Source organism: Ruegeria sp. CDSA020 (genome assembly GCF_059612345.1).
The window spans coordinates 57,063-77,240 of record NZ_JBXWQK010000012.1 but is presented as its reverse complement, the minus strand read 5'-3'; the positions used below and the strand labels follow the sequence as shown (position 1 = coordinate 77,240).

The window sequence follows — 20,178 nt, the reverse complement described above, 5'->3', positions numbered from 1 at the left end:
GCATACCCGACACCTAGTTTCAGTGACCAAGCATTCCCCATTCAGGAGACAGAATATGTCGACCGTAGCTGTTACCGACGATACTTTTGACGCCGAAGTCAAGAATTCCGACATCCCCGTAGTTGTCGATTTCTGGGCCGAATGGTGTGGCCCCTGTAAACAGATCGGACCCGCTCTGGAAGAGTTGGCGGCTGAATATGGCGACAAGGTCAAGATCGCCAAAGTCGATGTAGACAGCAACCCGAACTCTGCCGCCGCCATGGGCGTACGTGGCATCCCGGCGCTGTTCATCTTCAAGGATGGTCAGGTCGTTTCGAACCGCGCAGGCGCCGCACCGAAAGCCGCGCTGCAAAGCTGGATCGAAGAAGCGCTCTGATCCGGTTCGGGAAACAACGTTTGAAGGCGCCTTATTCGGGGCGCCTTTTTTCGTATCTGGGGCAAAGCGCTTCCGGCTGAATTGTCTGACTGGAAAAAGCTGCGCAGAAAAAGAAAAGGCCGCCCAGACCCGGGCGGCTTATCTTGAATTCACGAATTCTCGTGGATCAGAGGGTGGTGATATCCGCGCGGCACAGGCCGATATCGTCCAGCTGTTCATCACTGAGAGCCGACAGGGCATTGCGGGTTTTGCGGGATTCATTCCAATCGGCGGCTTTTTCAAAAGCGCCAAAAAACGCGTCCACTACATGCAGGATGGTAGCTGCTCCGAGCGGCGCATGGATATTTGCGGTAGTTGCCATTTGCGCATTCCTTATAAACAGAAACAGCCGACCCGTTGTCGGTTGTGAGCCTCATGTAGGATTTTCAGCTGAGTCCCACAATTGCTGGTTTTACAGCCCCGATTTGCGTTTTTTGCATATCTTATAAGCAAGTTGTGAACTGTTGCGCTGCGGATGAGACCGGCCCATATAGAACAGCAGGCGAAAACGGAGGCCCCCATGGCAGACAGCGACTTTCCCGGTTGGCACGGCACAACCATTATTGGCGTCAAAAAAGGCGGGCAGGTGGTCATTGCCGGGGACGGGCAAGTCAGCTTGGGCCAGACCGTGATCAAAGGGACCGCGCGCAAGGTACGCCGCCTGTCACCCGGCGGATTCGAGGTTGTCGCAGGCTTCGCCGGATCAACCGCCGATGCCTTTACCCTGCTGGAACGTCTGGAAACCAAGCTTGAGGCCACGCCCGGCCAACTGGCCCGCGCCTCGGTCGAGCTGGCCAAGGACTGGCGCACCGACAAATACCTGCAAAAGCTTGAGGCGATGCTGATCGTCACTGATGGCAAGGATCTGCTGGTGATCACCGGGGCAGGGGATGTGCTGGAGCCGGAACACAACGTGGCTGCCATCGGATCGGGTGGCAATTTTGCCCTGGCGGCGGCGCGCGCGATGATGGATGGCGACAAACCGGCGGAACAAGTCGCCCGCGAAGCCATGGCCATCGCCGCCGATATCTGCGTCTATACCAATGGCAATCTCACGGTTGAGAAGATCGGCGGCTAATCCGGCTGCTTACCTTTTCGACGGCAGTTTTGGCCCCAGAATCGTTCCCGACCGAGCGCCAATATTCGGACCCGGCAGGTTTATCTGCCGAGAAGACCCTGGCCGACCCATGAATTGCCCAGACCGCGCGCCGAGATTTGGACCAACAGACTCAAGTGGGTAAAAACTGCGACCCATGAATTGCCCAGATCGCGCTCCAAGATTTGGGCCAACAGACTCAAGTGGATCAAACTTGCGCCCCATAAATTGGCCGGATTGGGAACCAGGCGGTTTCCTCGGCCCCAAAACTGTACTCGAACTTTCGTGTGCTGCCCGCTTGTTGACAACGTGACCGCCTAGATCAGAGGAATCTGCCAGAAACGGCGGCGGCGGCGCCACCTGCTGCGCAGGCAATGGGCCCGTGGCCAACAGCCCAATCAATAGTGCCGCGCCCGTAATCCTGAGGGATTGGATTACCTTCATCTTCCCTGCTCTCAATCGTGGACAATATCCGTCTAAGCCAATAGAGCCGAGATTTCCTTGGATTTCCAGCGCCGATGCATGCCGATCAGCCCCAGTATCGCCGCGACGATCACGATGTAATAGGGCAGGCGGATGTCGATACTCATCAACCCGCCGCCGATCAAGGACATGACGCCCCCGGCCAGACAGAAGACAGCCGTGGTCACCCCCATGACCCAGCCTTGATCGGTGTCGCTGACACTGGAGGAAAACAGGCCCAGCAGTGTCGGGTATGAGACGCCAAAGAAGAAATAGAAGAAAAAGACCGGGACATAGCTCAGCACACCGCTGGGGCTGAAGGCGAAACCTAGGCCGCTGATCACCATCACAACCAGTGAGACATAGATGATCTGGTGTTTGCTGAACCGTTCCTGCGCAGGTTTGACCAGGAAGGTGCTGGAAAAGGCCAGCGCAACCCCAATGACGACCATGGCCATGCTGCCGCCGATGACCCCGTATCCAAATGCGCTGGTCAGGAAGTTGTCGACAAACACATAGAAGGTCACATTGGCGATCATGAACAGGCCATAGACCGGCATGATTTTCAGAACCATCGGATGTTCGCGCACCGCTATCAGGCTGTCGGTGATATCGCGGGGGCGAAAGACAAAGGGCTCACGCTCGGTCCGGGTATCCTTGAAATACGCGGCGACAAGGAAAATGGCGATCATCACCAGAACAAAGGCGCCGTAGAATGGCGTTTTCAGCGTCGCCGCGCTGCCCAGCAGGGCCGAGTCCGACAGGACCGCGCCAATAATGGGACCGCCAACCAGGCCAAAGCTGACACCTGTCACGATATAGCCCATGTTGCGGTCGCGGTCAGTGACATCGGTGCTGCCGTCAATCATTGCCGCCTGCGCGATCGGCTGGTTGCCAGCCGTAAACCCCGTGATCGACCGGCCGACAATCAACAGCAACAGGCTGTTGAGATACAGCGCAGCGATGGTCAGCGCATAACCTATCAATGCCCCTCCCAGACACACTAGCAGCGCGTTCTTGCGACCAATGGAATCTGAAACCTTAGAGACATAGACCACGCCCAGAAACCAGGACAGAAAGAAACAGCCAATCACCAAGCCGTAGTAGAAATGCCGGGTGCCCATGGCCGTGTTTTCAGGCAGGAACCCCGATTTCGTCTCCATGATCAATGAGTTGATGATCGGAAAGACCAACCCTTGCCCGATCAGGTCGACAAACACGACAAACAGCAGGGTGATCTTGGCAATCTTGGTCATTTCCGCGCTCCAGGCCCTCAACGCTTTGAAATCACTGTACCAGAAGCCGGGCGCTTTACCTATGGAAAGCATTTGCAAACCGGGTGGGGCGTTGCTAACCAACGCTGCCGCTGTTGTTTTCGCCGTTGCGGTGATTACCTAGACCGCAGCCAACTTATGCCGACCGAAAGGACTGCCCCCGTGACCGACCTGACCCCGCGCGAGATTGTCTCGGAACTGGATCGCTTTATCATCGGGCAGAAGGATGCCAAGCGCGCGGTCGCCGTGGCGCTGCGTAATCGCTGGCGGCGCAAGCAACTGGCTGATGACATCCGGGATGAGGTTTATCCCAAGAATATCCTGATGATCGGCCCCACCGGCGTTGGCAAGACTGAGATCAGCCGGCGTTTGGCCAAGTTGGCCCGCGCACCCTTCATCAAGGTCGAGGCCACCAAATTCACCGAGGTTGGATATGTTGGCCGCGATGTGGAACAGATCGTGCGTGATCTGGCCGATGCCGCGATCCTGCAGACCCGTGAATTCATGCGTGAGGACGTCAAAGCCAAGGCCCATCAGGCCGCCGAAGACCGGGTGATTACTGCCATTGCCGGGGAAGACGCACGTGAGGGCACCCGCGAGATGTTCCGCAAAAAGCTCAAATCCGGAGAGCTGGACGACACAGTGATCGAGCTGGAACTGGCGGATACCTCAAGCCAGATGCCGATGTTCGATATCCCTGGCCAACCCGGCAGTCAGATGGGGATGATGAATCTGGGCGATATTTTCGGCAAGGCCTTTGGCGGGCGCACCGTCAAGAAACGCCTGACCGTCGCCGAAAGCTATGACATGCTGATCGGGGAAGAGGCCGACAAACTGTTGGATGACGAAACCGTAAACCGCGCGGCGCTGGAATCGGTTGAACAGAACGGCATCGTGTTTCTGGACGAGATCGACAAGGTTTGCGCCCGTTCGGACGCACGCGGCGGTGATGTCAGCCGAGAGGGGGTGCAGCGTGACCTGTTGCCTCTGATCGAAGGCACAACCGTCTCCACCAAGCATGGGCCGGTTAAAACCGACCACATTCTTTTCATTGCCTCAGGCGCGTTTCATATTGCCAAACCGTCCGACCTGTTGCCGGAACTGCAGGGGCGCCTGCCGATCCGTGTCGAGCTGCGCGCACTGACCGAAGAGGATTTCGTCCGCATCCTGACCGAGACAGACAACGCGCTGACCCGCCAGTACACTGCCTTGATGGGCACCGAGGATGTCACGGTCAGCTTTACCGAGGACGGCATCGCAGCCCTGGCGAAAATCGCAGCGGATGTGAACCAAAGCGTCGAGAATATCGGCGCACGTCGGCTTTACACCGTGATGGAGCGCGTATTCGAAGAATTGTCTTTCACAGCCCCCGATCAGGCCGGTTTGGAAATCACCGTGAATGCACAGTTCGTTGACGACAATCTGGGTGAGCTGACAAAGTCTACGGACCTCAGCCGTTACGTTCTGTAATATCTCCAGCCGGTTTTTGCCGGTCCGTGTCATTGACCCCGCTGGACCTGGGATCAGAATAGAGTAGCGTGTGCGCAAATTCCTTAGGGGGCGACAGGTGCTGCGCTATATTATTTTTGTCCTGACTGCGGCAACGCTAGCCGCATGTGTCGACCGGACCGTATCTCAAACCGTGCCCTCGGCACTGGACATTGGCACGCCCAAAACCATTTACGCAGCAACCACCCGCGCGCGCGAAGCGGACGGATCCTATGGGTACCGCCGCAGCGATCAGCTGCAGTTTCTCGAGATGACGGTCTCAATTCCACCCAATCACAAACCCGGGACATTGGATTTTTCCTATGCCGACCCGGACCCGGAAAATCAGTTCGTGATGGCTGATGAAGATGAGCTTGCCGGACCCCAGGGCCTTGCCTCGCGACTAAGAGGTGTGGACGAGGTTTCGATCTTTATCCACGGCTATAACACGACCCAGTCGGAAACAGTGTTCCGCGCCGCGCAGTTGGAACATGATTTGGAAATACCGGGTGAAACCATGGTCTATTCCTGGCCAAGCCAGGCAACGGGTTATGGCTATGCCTATGACATCGACAGCATGCTTTTCGCCCGTGATGGTCTGGAACAAACTGTTCGCCAGCTGAAATCAATGGGGGTCGATCGGGTTATCCTTGTGGCGCATTCCATGGGCACCGCCCTGACGATGGAGATGATGCGGCAGGCCGAGCTGCGCGAACCGGGCTGGTCGCATCGGAATATCGAAGGGGTTGTTCTGATCGCACCGGATCTGGATGTCGATCTGTTCCGGTCGCAGATGGACAGCATCAAAACGCTGCCTGACCCGTTCATTGTGATGATCTCACGCAAAGACAGGCTGCTGAGTATATCCGCACGCCTGCGCGGTACCGCCAAAAGCGAACGTCTGGGAAATATCAGCTCGGCCGATGCGCTGTCCGAATATAAGATCAGTATTCTGGATACGACCGCCTTCAACAGCGATGCCGGGTCGTCTCATTTCGTGGCTGCAACCTCTCCGGCGCTTTTGGCGATTATCAATTCCGCCCGTCGGGTCAGCAGTACCTTTGGCAGGCAACGCGGGATTGACGTGATCGCCCCCGCCGAGGTCCGCAACCCGACCGGGGCGACCGAGATTGAGCTGACCGAGACCGGGCAGGCCAAGGTCAGCTCTCCGTAATGTCCTTTCACCTGGGGCATTATCTGAAAGCAAATGCCTCATGGCTTGGCGCCGGAGTTCTGCTGACCTTTCTGTCCTGTCTTGGGCAAACGTTCTTCATCTCGATCTTTTCCGGCGAAATTCGTGCGACGTTCGGGTTGAGCCATGGGGCTTGGGGTGGGATCTATTCGCTGGGTACGACCGCATCCGCCATCATCATGATCTGGGCGGGCGGGCTTACGGATATCTTCCGGGTGCGTGTGCTCGGCCCCGCTGTCCTGGCTGGGCTAGCCGTGGCGGCGCTAGCGATGGCGTTGAACCGCTGGCTGATCCTGCTACCGCTGGTGATCTTCCTGTTGCGCCTGTTCGGGCAGGGGATGAGCACCCATCTTGCCTTGGTCGCGATGGCGCGTTGGTTTACCACAACGCGCGGCAAGGCCTTGTCGATCGCCTCGGTCGGATTTGCGGTTGGCGAAGCGCTTTTGCCGGTAATCTTTGTCGCTGCGATGGTGTTTTTGGATTGGCGCCTGCTCTGGATCATCTCGGCAGGTATTTGTGTGGCCGGCATTCCGATTCTGCTGCGCTTGCTTCGGCAAGAGCGCACACCGCAAAGTCTGGCCAGCGAGTACTCAGCAGCAGGTATGCAGGGGCGGCACTGGACACGCACCGACGCTTTGCTGAACCCGTTGTTCTGGTTCATGGCCCCCGCCTTGCTGGGTCCTTCTGCCTTTATCACCGCCTTCTTCTTTCATCAGGTCCATCTGGCCGAGGTCAAAGGCTGGCAACATATCGAATTGGTGGCGCTGTTTCCCGTCTACACAGGTGTTTCCCTGATCTCGATGTTTGTCGCGGGATGGGCACTGGATAAATGGGGAACCGCCCGAATGATGCCCTTTTATCAGGTGCCAATAGCTATCGGCTTCATGTTGGCGGCTGCAAGCACCTCGATTGGGGGTGCGGTTGCTGCATTGGTCTTTCTGGGGCTTACCGTCGGCGCAAACAGCACCTTGCCCAGTGCGTTCTGGGCGGAATTCTATGGAACCCGTCATATTGGCGCGATCAAGGCCATGGCCACTGCGGTCATGGTCCTTGGGTCGGCGATTGGCCCCGGACTGACCGGCGTGTTGATTGATCAGGGGGTTCCGCTGGACACGCAGTTCCTGTGGATCGGAGTATTCTTCCTGCTGGTTTGTCTGCTGACCTGGATTGGCATCAGCCGCGCCGCACGCACGCTTTAGCGACTGCGACGCAGATAGACGTAATAGGCCCCGTCGCCACCATGGCTGATATGCGCGGGCGTCACCTGCATCACAGCCTGTGCCAAGGGCGGCAGTGACAGCCATTGCGGTACCTGATTACGCAAGACGCCGCGCGGAGTGGGGATGGGGCCGGGCTCGTCCCGATCCTTGCCCTTTCCGGTCACCACCAGAACCAGACGCTTGCCCGAAGCCTGCGCGGTTAGCACAAAGCGCACCAGCGCCGGATAGGCCGTGTCCATCCGCAAGCCATGCAGGTCCAACTTGCCCTCGGGCCGGAGCTTGCCACGTTTCATCCGGGCAAAAGCCTTGCTGTCCATTTGCACCGGGTTGGCGCGTAACCCTTCGGTAACAGATGGTTTCAACACATGCCGCACACCCCTGCCAGCCGCGTTCTGCCCGACTTCAAACGCCTCGATCCGGGGCTTAAATGTCTTTGTCGGTTTCGGCCTGGGCAATGAGGTGGGGTGCACCGACTGCGGGAGTTCGGGATGCAGGCGATCTGCCTGTTTGGTCACCTTGCGCCACAGATCCATTTCGTCAGGGGTCAATTTGCGGCGCGACATCAGAACTCGTCCGGTAAAAGAGCATATGCGCGCTGAATCGGCAGCAGAACCACCATGCGACCCGGATCTTTCAGGCGCCCCGCTGCGGCCCCTGCGGCATCGCCGGTTCCAAAGAAAATATCAGCCCGTTGTGCGCCCTTGATGGCCGACCCGGTATCCTGAGCGATCATCAGCCTGCGCAAAGGGTCCTTGCCGTCCTTTTCGACCCAGACTGGAGCACCCAGCGGTGTGTATGACGGATCGGCGGCAATGCTGCGCATGGTGGTGACCGAACGGTTCATCGCACCCAGAGGGCCAAATTCCGGTGCAACACGATTCACCTCGCGGAAGAACACATAAGACGGGTTGTGAAACAGCAATTCGGTACCCGCCTCGGGGTTCTTGCGGACCCAGGATTTGATCATCTGCGCACTGACCTGATGCGCACCTAGGGCACCGCGCCGGATCAGTTCGGACCCGATCGAACGATAAGGATGCCCATTGGCGCCCCCATAACCGACCCGCAGCGCCCTCCCATCGGGCAACCGGATACGGCCTGAGCCCTGAATCTGCAGAAAGAACAGCTCGACTGGGTCGTCCACCCAGGCGATTTCAAGACCGCGGCCCTGCATGACATCACCGGTCAGCAGATCGCGACGGGATAACCATTTTTCGACTCCGCGCGCCTCGGGGGGCATTTTATAGATCGGGTATTTATACCGCTCCGATCTGGTTTTGGACCCGTCCAGTTCGGGTTCAAAATAGCCTGTGAACAGGCCATCCTTCCCGTCTTCGACCAGAACGGGACGGAAGAACAGCTCAAAAAATGACCGGGCCGCATCGGGCTTATAGGTGCGTGCCACGCCGCACAATGCCTGCCAGTCCGGATCATCCAGATCACCGCACGTGTTCAGAAAAACCGAAAGGGCCGCCCCGTGATCATCGGCGGCCCAACCATTCAGGTCATCATAGGACAGTATGGATCGTGTCACCTCGGCGCTGGCAGAGGTGGTCATGACAGCCACCAGGAAAAGCGACCGAAACGCTGCAATCATGCGTCCGTGGCAACAAGCAGCCAGTTCGGATCGTCCGAGCCCATAACGCGGGCAAAGGTCCAGCTGTCCTTTTGACGTTTAACCGTGTTTGGGTTGCCCTCGATGATATCGCCACCACGATCCCGCACGGCCGAAGTCAGCTCACCAACAAATTTCATGGTGATTTCGGCCTGGTTGGTATCCTTGTCAAAGCTCACATCTGCCAGTGTGGTTTCGCGCACACCGATAAATTCGGCCTCGATGGTCAGCCCCTGATCCTCGCGCGCGGCGACGACCGAAACAAAGGTTTCAAACACCTCTTCCGACAGGAAGGGCTGGATTTCATCCAGATTGCCCTTTTCGAACCCCATGACGATCATCTCATAAGCGCCGCGAGAGCCCTGAACAAATTCACCCACCGAAAAGCCCGGCTCGATCCGTTTCATAGCGGATAGGGTCTGCGCCTGTTCGCTGTCCTCGGGCACGTGATCGGTAATGTCGTGATCTGGCCCACCCTCAATCACCTCAAAATCACGGCGCGACTTATTGGCTTCGGACTGTTGTTGAAGCGGGGGTTTCTCAAAACCCTCACGTGTACCCAGTACGCTTTTCAGGCGCAGGATCAGGAAAACGGCAATTCCGGCCAGGACCAGCAACTGGATCATTGGTTCGTTCATTTCATCCTCTTGGTCAGACCGCGACTTTGTATACACGGCCTCTTGCCACTATGTAGGTGACAGTTCGGGACAAGTCTACCGCCCGACCTGCAGTAAAGGATAATGCAAATGTACCTGTTCCTGGCTTTTTTACTTGTTCCGATCATCGAAATCGGCCTGTTCATTCAGGTTGGTGGGCTAATCGGACTGTGGCCAACCCTTGCGATCGTGGTTCTAACGGCCGTTCTGGGTACCGCTTTGGTACGGACACAAGGTCGCATGGCGTTGGAAAACCTGCAACGATCCTTTGCAGAGCTTGACGACCCGACCGAACCTTTGGCCCATGGCGCGATGATCTTGCTGTCTGGTGTCTTGCTGCTGACACCGGGGTTTTTCACCGATGCCGTTGGATTTGCGCTGTTAATCCCTGGCGTCCGGGTCTCTGTATTCCGTTATCTCCGCTCGAAGGTCACAATCACGCAGTTTCAGATGGGCGGCGGGACGCAGTTCAGGACCGAGCCCCAAGCATCGACCCAGGGCGATGTGATCGACGGTGAATACACCGAGGTTCGCCCCCGTCAGAACCCGTCAAAGCCATCGAAATGGGTCGAAGGGCCGCACCAGCATTGAGGTGCCTCGCCCAACTTGCTAAGCAGTGGCGAATTTCAGTTTCGGAGTAGACCCATGGCCGAAGACGGCGCCCAAGAAAACACCGCGGCCCAGACCGCACCCCAGATCCAGATGCGCGTTCTGGGACAATTCATTCGCGATATGTCCTTTGAAAACGTGATGGCGCAAAAAGGCGTGTCTGGCGATGTCCAGCCCGAGATCGCGGTTCAGGTCAATCTGGACGCCAAAAAGCGCCCGGCTGAGCATCAATACGAGGTGTCGATCAAGCTGAACCTCAAATCCAAAGCCAAGGGCATGGAAGACATCCTGTTCCTGTGCGAGCTGGATTATTGCGGCCTGTTCCATGTGGAAGGTGTCGCCGAAGACCAGCTGCATCCGTTCCTGATGATCGAATGCCCGCGCATGCTGTTCCCGTTCCTGCGCCGCATCGTCAGCGACATCACGCGCGATGGAGGATACCCGCCGGTTAACCTGGACAATATTGATTTTGTCAGCCTGTACCGGAATGAATTGATGCGTCGCCAGGCCGAGACGCAAAAGACTCAGGCCTAATCAGGCCTCCCCGCGCCGGAGTGACCTCAGGCGCGGGACCAAAGGGCGTTTTCGCCCAGTTTATCAATAAATTTCTCATGCGCCGCGCGCTCGTCTTGGGTGATCCGGGACGGCAAGGCATCTTTGCGCGGCGATGGCCGCCACTCTTCTGCTCCGCCAACCGAAGAAGACGCAGAGGTCGACAGCCCGAAATCTGGCTGACGTCCGCCGATCAGCTCAAGATAGACCTCAGCCAGAATTTCAGAGTCAAGCAACGCCCCGTGCAAGACCCGGTTCGAGTTGTCTATGTTGAACCGCCGGCACAATGCATCCAGCGAGGCGGGCGAGCCCGGAAACCGTTTGCGCGCAATCGCCAGCGTGTCCAGTGCCTGATCCATCGGGATCGGCGGCAGTCCCATCCAGCCCAGCTCGGCATTCAGGAATTTCATGTCGAATGACGCATTGTGGATCACCAGTTTCGAGTCAGCGACAAAATCCCGAAACCCCTGACCAACCTTGGCAAAAACCGGCTTGTCCTTCAGCGTGACCTGACCTTTTTCCACCGGGCGGGGCGGTTCCAGCAGGTCCGGGCCAATGCCATGCACGCCAAACGCCTCTTCGGGCATGAACCGTTGGGGGTTGATATAGACGTGATAGGTTTCGCCCGTGGCGACGTGATTCCAAAGCTCAACCGCACCGATTTCCACAATCCGGTCGCCGCTTTCAGGATCAAAGCCTGTGGTTTCTGTATCGAGTACGATCTCACGCATCTGTCAGCCCTGCCCGTATCTGCCTGACCACATCCTGCACTTGCGCGCGGGCGTGGTCCAGACTGTCCGTGACGATCACAAAATCAGACCGCGCGCATTTTTCGTCATTCGGCATCTGCTTGGCTTTGATCTGCTCGAACTGCGCCTCGGTCATGGTACCGCGCGCCATCACGCGGCGTTTCTGCTCGTCAGCCGGGACCGAGACACAGACGACCGCATCCATCGCCGCATCTCCACCGGTTTCAAATAGCAGAGGAATATCGAAAACCAGAATATCTGCGGTGGCTTGTTCCCGGAACGCCGCTCGATCCGCCGCCACCAGCGGGTGAACAATGGCCTCAATCGCTTTCAGCGCCACCGGGTCTGCTGAAATGAATCGTTTCAATACTTCCCGGCTAACCGCGCCGTCGATAATGGCCTCAGGAAACGCCCTACGCATCGGCTTGATCGCTGTCCCGCCACACGCGTATAACCGATGCACGGCGGCATCTGCGTCCCACAACGCACAGCCTTCGTCGACGAACATGCTGGCAGTTGTGCTTTTACCCATGCCGATAGAACCGGTCAGGCCAAGTGCAAAGCTCATCCCAGCACCGCAGCACGCAAATCAGAAGTGACTTCAGGGCGCACCCCAAACCAGCTTTCAAACCCAGGTACGGCCTGATGCAACAACATGCCAAGGCCATCTACGGGTGTGCATCCCGCCTGTTCTGCTGTTTCCAGCAAGCGTGTCTTAAGTGGCGCATAGACCAGATCGGTGACAATGGCACCGGGCTGTAACCCGTCCAGAGGCACCCGCAGCTCGGGCTGGCCCTGCATCCCAAGCGAACTTGTGTTGACCACAAGTTCCGCATCTTCAACCACGTTGCCCGCTTTCAACCAATCCACCACCGTTATGGTCGTACCAAACTCTTCCTTCAGGCGATCTGCACGTGAGCGCGTCCGATTGGTCAAGAAAATCTCGGGCACACCTGCATCGACCAACGCTTGAAGAACCGCACGCGCGGCGCCTCCGGCACCAAAGACAACCGCGGGACCATCCGCTGGAATCCAATCTGGGGCGCCGCTGCGCAGGTTCTGCATGAACCCGTACCCATCAGTGTTATCCGCATGGATCGAACCGTCGGGCTGAAACACAAGCGTATTAGCAGCCCCGATCTGCCTGGCCCGGTCCGAAGCCGTATCCGCCAGATCCAAGGCCACCTCTTTATGGGGCACTGTGATGTTGGCCCCGACAAATCCGGCTTTGGGCAAGGTTCGTAGAACAGTCTCAAGATCATCCGGTGCGACATCCATGGGGATATAGTGACCGGCCAGGCCATAAGTTTTCAGCCAATGGCCATGCAGTATTGGGGATTTCGAATGGGAAATCGGATGCCCGATCACACCCGCCAGCGGGATCTGCTTGTCACTCATTGATCAATCACCCCTTTGACCGCCAGAAAATTCAACAGCTCCAATAGGGGCATACCCAAAACGTTAAAATAGTCACCGTCAATGGTTGCGAACAGCCGCACGCCTTCTTCCTCAAGCTTATAAGCCCCGACAGCGTGGCGGATGCTGTCCCAGTTCCGCGCAACATAATCGCGCAGATAGGCGTCCGAACTCATCCTCATCCGCAGGCGCACCTGACCTACATGTCGCCAGATCGGCTCACCATTCTGATAGATGACGGCTGCGGATAACAGCATATGCCGCTTGCCCCGCATCGCTTTGAGCTGCGCCAGCGCATCCTCGGGCGATTGCGGTTTGGACAAAAGCTGACCTTCGAAATCCAGCACCTGATCACATCCCAGAACCATCGGCCCCGGCACCTTGTCGCTGACCTTGCGGGCTTTCATCTCTGCCAGAGTATCGGCAATATCACGTGGAGATGCCTCTTCGGCCAGCAAAGCCCGTTTGGCGGTCTCTTCGTCCACGCGTGCAGTTTGAACGGTAAACCGCACGCCCGCATTCTCTAGCAACTGCGCGCGAATGGATGACCCCGAGGCCAATATGATGGGGACAGAAATGTGGAAAACCCCCTGAGCAAATGGTTGATCGTTCAAGGATGGTTTGTATGGTTTTCCTGTTGACACGCAAGCCCGGTGTTTTCGCGAAAAACTTCTATGAGTCGCCCGAACCCTGTCCAGTCTGGACAAGGATAACTTTGAACATCGGGACAAGCGGGATATCCCAGCTTATTCATCAAGTTATCCCAGGAGAATTACGCATTACATATTAATAACATATTGTTTTATTGTGGTTTTTTATGAAATTAACAGAATCACCCAGTTCTCGGGTGAAACTATCCACCTGGGGAAAACAGATGGGTAAATAAGTAATCCACGGAATTTGATCTCCCTACAAAACCATCATCCTTTCTCTTTTCCTATTTTTTTTATAGGGAGAGATCCAAACCACGCCCGGAGCTGGAATGACTGATCTTCTTTTCGCCATCTATCCTTGGGTGAAGTCCCTGCACATCATGGCCGTGATCTCTTGGATGGCCGGTTTGTTCTATCTGCCTAGATTGTACGTCTATCACGTAGAAAAAGCCCAAGGCGTTGACGGGGCGCAGGAGATCTTCTTTGAAATGGAAGAAAAGCTGCTGCGGGTGATCATGCGCCCGGCGATGTACGTGGCCTGGGCCTGCGGCCTGATCATGGTATTCACACCAGGCATAGTCGGCTGGGATTTTGCCTGGCCCTGGGTCAAAGGCGCAGCAGTGATTGCGATGACTTGGTTCCACTACTGGCTGATGGTACGTCGAAAGGACTTCTTAGAGGGCCGAAATACGCTCACTGGGCGGCAGTATCGCATGATGAACGAGGTGCCTACCATTTTGATGGTTATCATCGTTCTGGCGGTCGTTCTGAAGTTCTGAGCAGCTATTTGACTCTTTGTAGGTAAGCGCTTATTTATCGCGTAACACGCCCGTCCGGGCGGCGTATCTTCCGTATTGAAATTCCAGTCCGAGCCGCATCCATGCGGCCAAGGTTCTTATCATCATGTCTAATGAATCCCTCAATCTGGCCGATCTGAAAGCCAAAAGCCCCAAAGACCTTCTGGCGATGGCCGAAGAGCTTGAGATCGAAAACGCCTCGACCATGCGAAAAGGCGAGATGATGTTCCAGATTCTGCGCGAACGCGCAGATGAAGGCTGGACCGTGGGCGGCGATGGCGTACTTGAGGTTCTGCAAGATGGGTTCGGGTTCCTGCGTTCGCCCGAGGCGAACTATTTGCCCGGTCCTGATGATATCTATGTCTCGCCAGAAATGATCCGCCAGCATTCGTTGCGCACCGGTGATACGGTCGAAGGTGATATCAAGGCGCCGGACGAGAACGAACGGTATTTCGCACTGATCAAGGTCACCAAGATCAATTTCGAAGATCCCGAGAAAGCCAGGCATAAAGTTGCTTTCGACAACCTGACACCGCTTTATCCGGATGAGCGCCTGAAGATGGAAGTCGAAGATCCAACCATCAAGGACAAGTCCGCCCGTGTCATCGATCTGGTTTCGCCGATCGGTAAAGGTCAGCGGTCGTTGATTGTGGCACCGCCACGGACCGGTAAGACGGTGATCCTGCAGAATATTGCGAACTCGATCGAAAAGAACCACCCTGAGTGCTATCTGATCGTCCTATTGATCGACGAGCGGCCGGAAGAAGTGACCGACATGCAGCGTTCGGTGAAGGGCGAGGTCGTGTCGTCGACCTTTGATGAACCCGCCACCCGCCACGTTGCCGTATCTGAGATGGTTATCGAAAAAGCCAAGCGTTTGGTCGAACATAAACGGGATGTTGTTATTCTTCTCGACTCGATCACAAGACTTGGTAGGGCATTTAATACCGTGGTTCCATCCTCGGGTAAGGTTCTGACCGGCGGTGTGGATGCAAACGCTCTGCAACGGCCTAAGCGATTCTTTGGTGCGGCACGGAATATCGAAGAAGGCGGCTCGCTGACCATCATCGCCACTGCGCTGATTGATACCGGCAGCCGGATGGACGAAGTCATCTTCGAAGAATTCAAAGGCACCGGTAACTCGGAAATTGTTTTGGATCGTAAGATCGCAGATAAGCGCGTGTTCCCGGCTATCGACATCCTCAAATCCGGTACGCGGAAAGAGGATTTGCTGGTCGATAAGGGTGATCTGGCCAAAACCTTTGTTCTGCGCCGTATCCTGAACCCGATGGGCACTACCGATGCGATCGAGTTCCTGTTGTCCAAGTTGAAACAGACCAAGACAAATGGCGAGTTCTTCGATTCGATGAACACCTGACACAGGTCCTGGACGCAAGCGAGGCGGTCGAATGGATACGATATTCGCCTTGGCCAGCGCGCAAGGCAAGGCAGGGGTGGCTGTCATCCGTCTCTCGGGCCCCTTGGCGCATCCTGCCGCGGCTGCTCTTTCCGGTGCTGCTTTGCCCTCCCGCGGGATGCGGGTGCGCAGCCTGTATGGCAAAGACGGATCGCGCCTGGATGATGGGGTAGTTCTGACCTTCCAGGCCCCGGCCAGCTTTACTGGCGAAGACGTGGCAGAGCTACAGATTCACGGCAGTACAGCGGCGGTCAACGCCGTCATGCGCTGCCTTGCGGACATGGACGGTTTGCGCCTGGCCGATCCCGGGGAATTCACCCGCCGTGCCTTGGAAAACGGCAAAATGGATTTGACACAGGTCGAGGGCCTTGCCGATCTGATCGACGCTGAGACAGAAGCTCAACGCAAGCAAGCACAGATCATTCTGGCCGGAGAGCTTGGGAATTTGGCTGAACGCTGGCGGCGCGATTTGATTCGCGCCGCATCGCTGCTTGAGGCAGTGATTGATTTTGCCGATGAAGAGGTGCCAACCGATGTTACCCCTGAAGTGCGCCAGTTGATCACAGATGTCATTGCAGATCTACAACGTGAAGCTGAAGGGGTTCGTATTGCAGAACGCATTCGAACCGGGTTCGAGGTTGCGATTGTTGGCTTGCCAAATGCTGGAAAGTCGACATTGCTGAATGCTCTGGCTGGTCGCGATGCAGCGATCACGTCGGAATATGCCGGCACTACGCGCGATGTGATTGAAGTTCGAATGGACCTTGAGGGACTTCCCGTGACTTTGTTGGATACAGCGGGCTTGCGGGAAACCGACGATCACGTCGAAAGCCTGGGAATTGAGCGGGCCAAAAAGCGCGCCGAGGCCGCCGATCTGCGCGTATTTCTGACTGATGATCCAAAAGAGCTGGGCGTTCAGATGTTGGAAGGAGATATTCAGGTTCTTCCGAAATCCGATCTGAGAAACAGTTCTGATGAAGGAATCTCAGGGAAAACCGGGCAGGGTGTGGATCGGTTGATTTCCAACATATCGCGTGTTTTGGGTGATCGTACTACTACCCATGGTATCGCCACGCGTGAAAGGCATCGTATAGCGCTGATCACAGCGCGCGACGCACTTAGTGCTGCAATCGCTGTTCTGGAATCAGGTCCCGACCTGTATGATATTGCAGCCGAGGAACTGAGGACCGCGATCCGCGCTTTGGAAGCTCTGGTTGGCAGAATTGGTGTAGAAGACTTGTTGGATGAAATATTCTCAAGCTTCTGCCTGGGAAAGTAAGGAGTGTTTCACGTGAAACATTCGGATTTTGACGTCGTCGTTATCGGAGCGGGCCACGCCGGAACAGAGGCGGCCCATGCGGCCGCCCGTATGGGTGCGACTACCGCCCTTGTGACTCTGTCGGCCACTGATATCGGCGTAATGTCCTGTAACCCCGCTATCGGGGGCCTCGGCAAAGGGCATCTTGTTCGCGAAATTGACGCGTTGGACGGGGTGATGGGGCGCGTCGCAGACCAGGCGGGAATTCAGTTTCGTTTGCTGAATCGCCGTAAAGGCCCCGCTGTGCAGGGGCCCAGAACGCAGGCAGACCGGGCTTTGTACCGAGCTGCGATGCAGCGAGAAACCACGGCACAGCCGAACCTCAGCGTCGTAGTCGGCGAGGTGACAGATTTCCTGGTGAATGGACCTGCTGTTACCGGAATTCGATTGGCGGATGAGTCTGAAATACGGGCCGGCGCTGTGATCCTGACGTCTGGGACATTTTTGCGAGGGGTTATTCACATTGGTGACGTATCGCGCCCTGGCGGCCGTATGGGGGACCGTCCCTCTGTAAAGCTGGCCGAGCGTTTGGATAGCCTTAACCTGCCGCTAGGACGCTTGAAAACGGGGACACCGCCCCGGCTGGATGGTCGGACGATTGATTGGTCAGGTCTCGAACGTCAGGACGGCGATGATGAACCTACGCTGTTCTCATTCCTTTCGATGGGGGTGGTGGCGCCGCAGATTTCTTGCGGGATTACGCATACCAATGCCAGAACACATGAGATCATTGAAAAGAACCTTTCCAGATCGGCGATGTATGGGGGGCATATTGACGGTATAGGCCCCAGATATTGCCCTTCGATCGAAGATAAGATTGTGCGGTTTGCGGATAAGGAATCTCATCAGATTTTCCTCGAGCCAGAAGGTGTGAATGATCACACAATCTATCCGAATGGAATTTCTACCTCACTGCCACAGGATGTTCAGGTCGATTATGTCAGGTCCATTAAGGGGCTGGAAAAGGCAGAGATCCTCCAACCTGGCTACGCCATCGAATATGACTACGTAGATCCTCGCGTTCTGACATCATCACTGTCGTTGCCTGAGGCGCCAGGACTATATCTTGCGGGTCAGATTAACGGTACCACAGGATATGAGGAAGCTGCAGCTCAGGGAATGGTGGCTGGCCTCAATGCTGCCCTTCAGGTCTTGGGTCGGGATCCAATCCATTTCACGCGTTCCGACAGTTATATTGGCGTCATGGTCGATGACCTGACCACTCGCGGAGTGGCAGAACCATATCGGATGTTTACCTCACGGGCAGAGTTTAGATTGTCTCTGCGCGCCGATAATGCCGACCAACGACTGACACCTATTGGCCTACGCCTAGGTTGCGTAAGCGAGACACGCAGCACGCACTTCTCTGAAAAGATGGAGAAGTTGGGGGCTGCGAAAAAGAAGCTCACAGATCATACCTATACTCCGAAAGAAGTGCGAGAAGCTGGTATCGAGGTCAATCAGGATGGCAATCGCCGCGATGGTATGGCGATTTTGGCCTTTCCTGATGTGAGCTTTGAAGACCTTGTTCCCTTGATTCCTGAGTTGCAGGACGTTGATTCAGGCATTCGGCAGCAAGTGGAACGCGATGCGCTGTATGCGAATTATATCGAGCGGCAAAGACGTGATGTCGAAGCGATGAAACGCGATGAAGCCTATGAGATTCCGCGTGATTTTGACTTCTTCGCATTGGATGGGCTGTCGTCAGAGATGAAGCAGAAGTTGTCCAACGCCCGTCCTGAGAATGTAGCGCAGGCAAGCCGGATAGAGGGTGTGACGCCGGCAGCGCTGACTCTGGTGTTGGCCAAGCTTCGCCGAGATCAGAGGGTGCGCAAAGCATGAAGGAAGAGCTGTTTGACGGTCTGAATGTTTCACGTGAAACATTTGATCGACTGGCAACATATGTTGCCCTTGTCGAGCGCTGGAACCCGAAAATCAACCTTGTATCGCGCAAAAGCTTGTCCGAAATCTGGACACGGCACATTTTGGATTCCGTTCAGGTTTTTCGATGTGCCGAGAACTTTTCGCATTGGGTTGATATTGGAAGTGGTGGTGGGTTTCCCGGTATGGTCTGTGCAATTATGGCGATCGAAGAAGCGCCAGACGCAAAATTCACCTTTGTTGAAAGCGATCAGCGAAAATCTGCGTTTTTACGCAATGTATCCCGGGAATGTGGTGCAAACTGTAAAGTGGTGGCGAAACGCATTGAAGCGGTGGACCCCCTGAATGCAGATGTTTTGTCTGCCCGCGCCTTGGCAGATCTTGGGGTATTATTATCTTTTTGTGGCAGACATTTAGGCGATTCTGGCGTCGCTTTGTTGCCGAAAGGTGTAAGCTGGAAAAAAGAGGTGCAGGATGCGCAGGAAGAATGGAATTTCACCTGTGATCCGATTACAAGTTTAACAGAGCCCCAAGCCGTCATCCTCAAGGTCAAAGGAGTATCACGTGGTTGATCTATCTCGTCCCTCAGGCCCCCGGATCATAGCGGTAGCCAACCAGAAGGGCGGGGTTGGGAAGACGACAACAGCCATAAACTTGGCAGCAGGCCTGGCCGAGGCCGGATGCAGGGTTTTAGTGGTTGATCTGGATCCACAGGGGAATGCTTCAACCGGTTTAGGTGTCGAGGATCGAGATTGGACAACATATGACCTGATTCTGGATGATGCGCCTTTGGATGCGGTCGTTCAGGACTCGGAGATTGAAGGCATTCTCGTTGTCCCCGCTACGGTAGACCTCAGTTCCGCCGATATCGAACTGATTTCAAACGAAAAACGCAGCTATTTACTGCATGACGCGTTACGCCAGACTGCTATTGATAAGTACGATCTGGATTTCGTCCTGATTGACTGTCCACCATCGCTGAATCTTCTGACGGTAAACGCGATGGTCGCAGCGCATTCCGTACTGGTGCCATTGCAAAGCGAGTTCTTCGCATTAGAGGGTTTGTCTCAGCTCATGCTGACCATTCGCGAGGTGCGACAGACTGCGAATCCAGACCTCAGAATCGAAGGTGTTGTGCTGACTATGTATGACAACCGCAACAACTTGTCCCGTCAGGTCGAAAAAGACGCACGTGACAATCTGGGTGAGATGGTATTTAAAACCAAAATACCCAGAAATGTGCGGGTCAGTGAGGCTCCGTCATACGCGTTGCCGGTTTTGCAATATGACTCGGGGTCTCTGGGCGCGATGGCCTATCGGCATTTGGCCCGGGAAGTCATGCATAAGAACAATAAAACCGCAGTCTGA

The 20,178-nt window shown here is 56.0% G+C and carries 22 protein-coding genes; 13 read left to right on the top strand and 9 right to left on the bottom strand.

Going from position 1 to position 20,178, the window contains the following annotated elements; translation table 11 throughout:
- The first annotated feature begins 55 nt into the window (after nucleotides 1-55).
- The gene (gene trxA / locus AC2FJW_RS18115) at nucleotides 56-376 is read left to right on the top strand and encodes a thioredoxin (RefSeq protein ID WP_271950641.1); all 321 of its coding nucleotides are present in this window, start codon (nucleotides 56-58) and stop codon (nucleotides 374-376) included.
- A 166-nt stretch (nucleotides 377-542) separates the two neighbouring features.
- Here trxA and AC2FJW_RS18110 read toward each other — a convergent pair whose 3' ends face one another.
- Nucleotides 543-737 carry a DUF1127 domain-containing protein gene (locus AC2FJW_RS18110; RefSeq protein ID WP_142637449.1) on the bottom strand — a complete coding sequence of 65 codons (195 nt, stop codon included), beginning with the start codon at nucleotides 735-737 and terminating at the stop codon, nucleotides 543-545.
- Nucleotides 738-935: 198 nt separating this feature from the next.
- Here AC2FJW_RS18110 and hslV point away from each other — a divergent pair, with 198 nt between their 5' ends.
- A complete protein-coding gene (gene hslV / locus AC2FJW_RS18105; RefSeq protein WP_496698671.1) occupies nucleotides 936-1,493 on the top strand; it encodes an ATP-dependent protease subunit HslV in 558 nt (185 codons plus the stop codon).
- 494 nt (nucleotides 1,494-1,987) lie between these two features.
- Here hslV and AC2FJW_RS18100 read toward each other — a convergent pair whose 3' ends face one another.
- On the bottom strand, nucleotides 1,988-3,229 hold the full coding sequence (locus AC2FJW_RS18100) for an MFS transporter (RefSeq protein ID WP_496750943.1): 1,242 nt from the start codon (nucleotides 3,227-3,229) through the stop codon (nucleotides 1,988-1,990).
- Nucleotides 3,230-3,409: 180 nt separating this feature from the next.
- Here AC2FJW_RS18100 and hslU point away from each other — a divergent pair, with 180 nt between their 5' ends.
- The 3 genes from hslU to AC2FJW_RS18085 all read left to right on the top strand — a co-directional run bounded on the left by hslU (nucleotide 3,410) and on the right by AC2FJW_RS18085 (nucleotide 7,126).
- The gene (gene hslU, locus AC2FJW_RS18095) at nucleotides 3,410-4,717 is read left to right on the top strand and encodes an ATP-dependent protease ATPase subunit HslU (RefSeq protein ID WP_496750941.1); all 1,308 of its coding nucleotides are present in this window, start codon (nucleotides 3,410-3,412) and stop codon (nucleotides 4,715-4,717) included.
- Nucleotides 4,718-4,814: 97 nt separating this feature from the next.
- A complete protein-coding gene (locus AC2FJW_RS18090; RefSeq protein WP_496698677.1) occupies nucleotides 4,815-5,909 on the top strand; it encodes an alpha/beta hydrolase in 1,095 nt (364 codons plus the stop codon).
- Nucleotides 5,909-7,126: an MFS transporter gene (locus AC2FJW_RS18085; protein ID WP_496750940.1), complete on the top strand. Its 1,218-nt coding sequence runs from the start codon at nucleotides 5,909-5,911 to the stop codon at nucleotides 7,124-7,126. The genes AC2FJW_RS18090 and AC2FJW_RS18085 overlap by 1 nt, the downstream gene beginning before the upstream one ends.
- On the opposite strand, the gene AC2FJW_RS18080 is transcribed toward AC2FJW_RS18085, so the two are convergent.
- Genes AC2FJW_RS18080 through AC2FJW_RS18070 form a run of 3 tightly spaced genes read right to left on the bottom strand, consistent with a single transcriptional unit; the run spans nucleotide 7,123 to nucleotide 9,400 of the window.
- Nucleotides 7,123-7,710, bottom strand: a complete 588-nt coding sequence (locus tag AC2FJW_RS18080; RefSeq protein ID WP_496750939.1) for a Smr/MutS family protein — start codon at nucleotides 7,708-7,710, stop codon at nucleotides 7,123-7,125. The genes AC2FJW_RS18085 and AC2FJW_RS18080 overlap by 4 nt on opposite strands.
- Nucleotides 7,710-8,744: a murein transglycosylase A gene (mltA, locus tag AC2FJW_RS18075; protein WP_496750937.1), complete on the bottom strand. Its 1,035-nt coding sequence runs from the start codon at nucleotides 8,742-8,744 to the stop codon at nucleotides 7,710-7,712. The genes AC2FJW_RS18080 and mltA overlap by 1 nt, the downstream gene beginning before the upstream one ends.
- Nucleotides 8,741-9,400, bottom strand: a complete 660-nt coding sequence (locus AC2FJW_RS18070; protein ID WP_142637434.1) for a Tim44/TimA family putative adaptor protein — start codon at nucleotides 9,398-9,400, stop codon at nucleotides 8,741-8,743. The genes mltA and AC2FJW_RS18070 overlap by 4 nt, the downstream gene beginning before the upstream one ends.
- 108 nt (nucleotides 9,401-9,508) lie before the next feature.
- Between AC2FJW_RS18070 and AC2FJW_RS18065 the strand changes: the two genes are divergently transcribed.
- Complete coding sequence (locus AC2FJW_RS18065; RefSeq protein WP_496690198.1) at nucleotides 9,509-10,009, top strand: FxsA family protein; 501 nt, start codon at nucleotides 9,509-9,511, stop codon at nucleotides 10,007-10,009.
- A gap of 54 nt (nucleotides 10,010-10,063) precedes the next feature.
- Nucleotides 10,064-10,561: a protein-export chaperone SecB gene (gene secB, locus AC2FJW_RS18060; RefSeq protein WP_142637430.1), complete on the top strand. Its 498-nt coding sequence runs from the start codon at nucleotides 10,064-10,066 to the stop codon at nucleotides 10,559-10,561.
- A 26-nt stretch (nucleotides 10,562-10,587) separates the two neighbouring features.
- Here the strand turns inward: secB and dnaQ are convergent, their stop codons facing one another.
- The 4 genes from dnaQ to AC2FJW_RS18040 are packed head-to-tail and all read right to left on the bottom strand — an operon-like array spanning nucleotide 10,588 to nucleotide 13,322.
- Nucleotides 10,588-11,310: a DNA polymerase III subunit epsilon gene (gene dnaQ / locus AC2FJW_RS18055; RefSeq protein WP_271950625.1), complete on the bottom strand. Its 723-nt coding sequence runs from the start codon at nucleotides 11,308-11,310 to the stop codon at nucleotides 10,588-10,590.
- Nucleotides 11,303-11,896, bottom strand: a complete 594-nt coding sequence (coaE, locus tag AC2FJW_RS18050; RefSeq protein WP_496750935.1) for a dephospho-CoA kinase — start codon at nucleotides 11,894-11,896, stop codon at nucleotides 11,303-11,305. Before coaE ends, dnaQ begins: the two co-directional genes overlap by 8 nt.
- Entirely contained in the window at nucleotides 11,893-12,726 is an 834-nt protein-coding gene (locus AC2FJW_RS18045) for a shikimate dehydrogenase (RefSeq protein ID WP_496750934.1), read from the bottom strand. The genes coaE and AC2FJW_RS18045 overlap by 4 nt, the downstream gene beginning before the upstream one ends.
- Nucleotides 12,723-13,322: a Maf family protein gene (locus AC2FJW_RS18040; protein ID WP_142637605.1), complete on the bottom strand. Its 600-nt coding sequence runs from the start codon at nucleotides 13,320-13,322 to the stop codon at nucleotides 12,723-12,725. The genes AC2FJW_RS18045 and AC2FJW_RS18040 overlap by 4 nt, the downstream gene beginning before the upstream one ends.
- A 404-nt stretch (nucleotides 13,323-13,726) precedes the next feature.
- Here AC2FJW_RS18040 and AC2FJW_RS18035 point away from each other — a divergent pair, with 404 nt between their 5' ends.
- The 6 genes from AC2FJW_RS18035 (at nucleotide 13,727) to AC2FJW_RS18010 (ending at nucleotide 20,178) form a co-directional block, all read left to right on the top strand.
- Complete coding sequence (locus AC2FJW_RS18035) at nucleotides 13,727-14,176, top strand: CopD family protein (RefSeq protein WP_496698687.1); 450 nt, start codon at nucleotides 13,727-13,729, stop codon at nucleotides 14,174-14,176.
- Nucleotides 14,177-14,300: 124 nt separating this feature from the next.
- Nucleotides 14,301-15,572 carry a transcription termination factor Rho gene (gene rho / locus AC2FJW_RS18030; RefSeq protein ID WP_142637421.1) on the top strand — a complete coding sequence of 424 codons (1,272 nt, stop codon included), beginning with the start codon at nucleotides 14,301-14,303 and terminating at the stop codon, nucleotides 15,570-15,572.
- A gap of 31 nt (nucleotides 15,573-15,603) precedes the next feature.
- Nucleotides 15,604-16,890 (top strand): tRNA uridine-5-carboxymethylaminomethyl(34) synthesis GTPase MnmE, encoded by a 1,287-nt coding sequence (mnmE, locus tag AC2FJW_RS18025; RefSeq protein WP_496698689.1) that lies wholly within the window; start codon nucleotides 15,604-15,606, stop codon nucleotides 16,888-16,890.
- A gap of 12 nt (nucleotides 16,891-16,902) precedes the next feature.
- Nucleotides 16,903-18,771, top strand: a complete 1,869-nt coding sequence (gene mnmG, locus AC2FJW_RS18020; protein WP_496698691.1) for a tRNA uridine-5-carboxymethylaminomethyl(34) synthesis enzyme MnmG — start codon at nucleotides 16,903-16,905, stop codon at nucleotides 18,769-18,771.
- A complete protein-coding gene (rsmG, locus tag AC2FJW_RS18015) occupies nucleotides 18,768-19,382 on the top strand; it encodes a 16S rRNA (guanine(527)-N(7))-methyltransferase RsmG (RefSeq protein ID WP_496750932.1) in 615 nt (204 codons plus the stop codon). Before mnmG ends, rsmG begins: the two co-directional genes overlap by 4 nt.
- Nucleotides 19,375-20,178 (top strand): ParA family protein, encoded by an 804-nt coding sequence (locus tag AC2FJW_RS18010; RefSeq protein ID WP_142637414.1) that lies wholly within the window; start codon nucleotides 19,375-19,377, stop codon nucleotides 20,176-20,178. Before rsmG ends, AC2FJW_RS18010 begins: the two co-directional genes overlap by 8 nt.

Bases quoted from the DNA above. Each gene is read 5' to 3' on its own strand.
- trxA (WP_271950641.1), top strand. From the start codon at position 56: ATGTCGACCGTAGCTGTTACCGACGATACTTTTGACGCCGAAGTCAAG.
- AC2FJW_RS18110 (WP_142637449.1), bottom strand. From the start codon at position 737: ATGGCAACTACCGCAAATATCCATGCGCCGCTCGGAGCAGCTACCATC.
- hslV (WP_496698671.1), top strand. From the start codon at position 936: ATGGCAGACAGCGACTTTCCCGGTTGGCACGGCACAACCATTATTGGC.
- AC2FJW_RS18100 (WP_496750943.1), bottom strand. From the start codon at position 3,229: ATGACCAAGATTGCCAAGATCACCCTGCTGTTTGTCGTGTTTGTCGAC.
- AC2FJW_RS18085 (WP_496750940.1), top strand. From the start codon at position 5,909: ATGTCCTTTCACCTGGGGCATTATCTGAAAGCAAATGCCTCATGGCTT.
- AC2FJW_RS18080 (WP_496750939.1), bottom strand. From the start codon at position 7,710: ATGTCGCGCCGCAAATTGACCCCTGACGAAATGGATCTGTGGCGCAAG.
- mltA (WP_496750937.1), bottom strand. From the start codon at position 8,744: ATGATTGCAGCGTTTCGGTCGCTTTTCCTGGTGGCTGTCATGACCACC.
- AC2FJW_RS18070 (WP_142637434.1), bottom strand. From the start codon at position 9,400: ATGAACGAACCAATGATCCAGTTGCTGGTCCTGGCCGGAATTGCCGTT.
- AC2FJW_RS18065 (WP_496690198.1), top strand. From the start codon at position 9,509: ATGTACCTGTTCCTGGCTTTTTTACTTGTTCCGATCATCGAAATCGGC.
- secB (WP_142637430.1), top strand. From the start codon at position 10,064: ATGGCCGAAGACGGCGCCCAAGAAAACACCGCGGCCCAGACCGCACCC.
- dnaQ (WP_271950625.1), bottom strand. From the start codon at position 11,310: ATGCGTGAGATCGTACTCGATACAGAAACCACAGGCTTTGATCCTGAA.
- coaE (WP_496750935.1), bottom strand. From the start codon at position 11,896: ATGAGCTTTGCACTTGGCCTGACCGGTTCTATCGGCATGGGTAAAAGC.
- AC2FJW_RS18045 (WP_496750934.1), bottom strand. From the start codon at position 12,726: ATGAGTGACAAGCAGATCCCGCTGGCGGGTGTGATCGGGCATCCGATT.
- AC2FJW_RS18035 (WP_496698687.1), top strand. From the start codon at position 13,727: ATGACTGATCTTCTTTTCGCCATCTATCCTTGGGTGAAGTCCCTGCAC.
- rho (WP_142637421.1), top strand. From the start codon at position 14,301: ATGTCTAATGAATCCCTCAATCTGGCCGATCTGAAAGCCAAAAGCCCC.
- mnmE (WP_496698689.1), top strand. From the start codon at position 15,604: ATGGATACGATATTCGCCTTGGCCAGCGCGCAAGGCAAGGCAGGGGTG.
- rsmG (WP_496750932.1), top strand. From the start codon at position 18,768: ATGAAGGAAGAGCTGTTTGACGGTCTGAATGTTTCACGTGAAACATTT.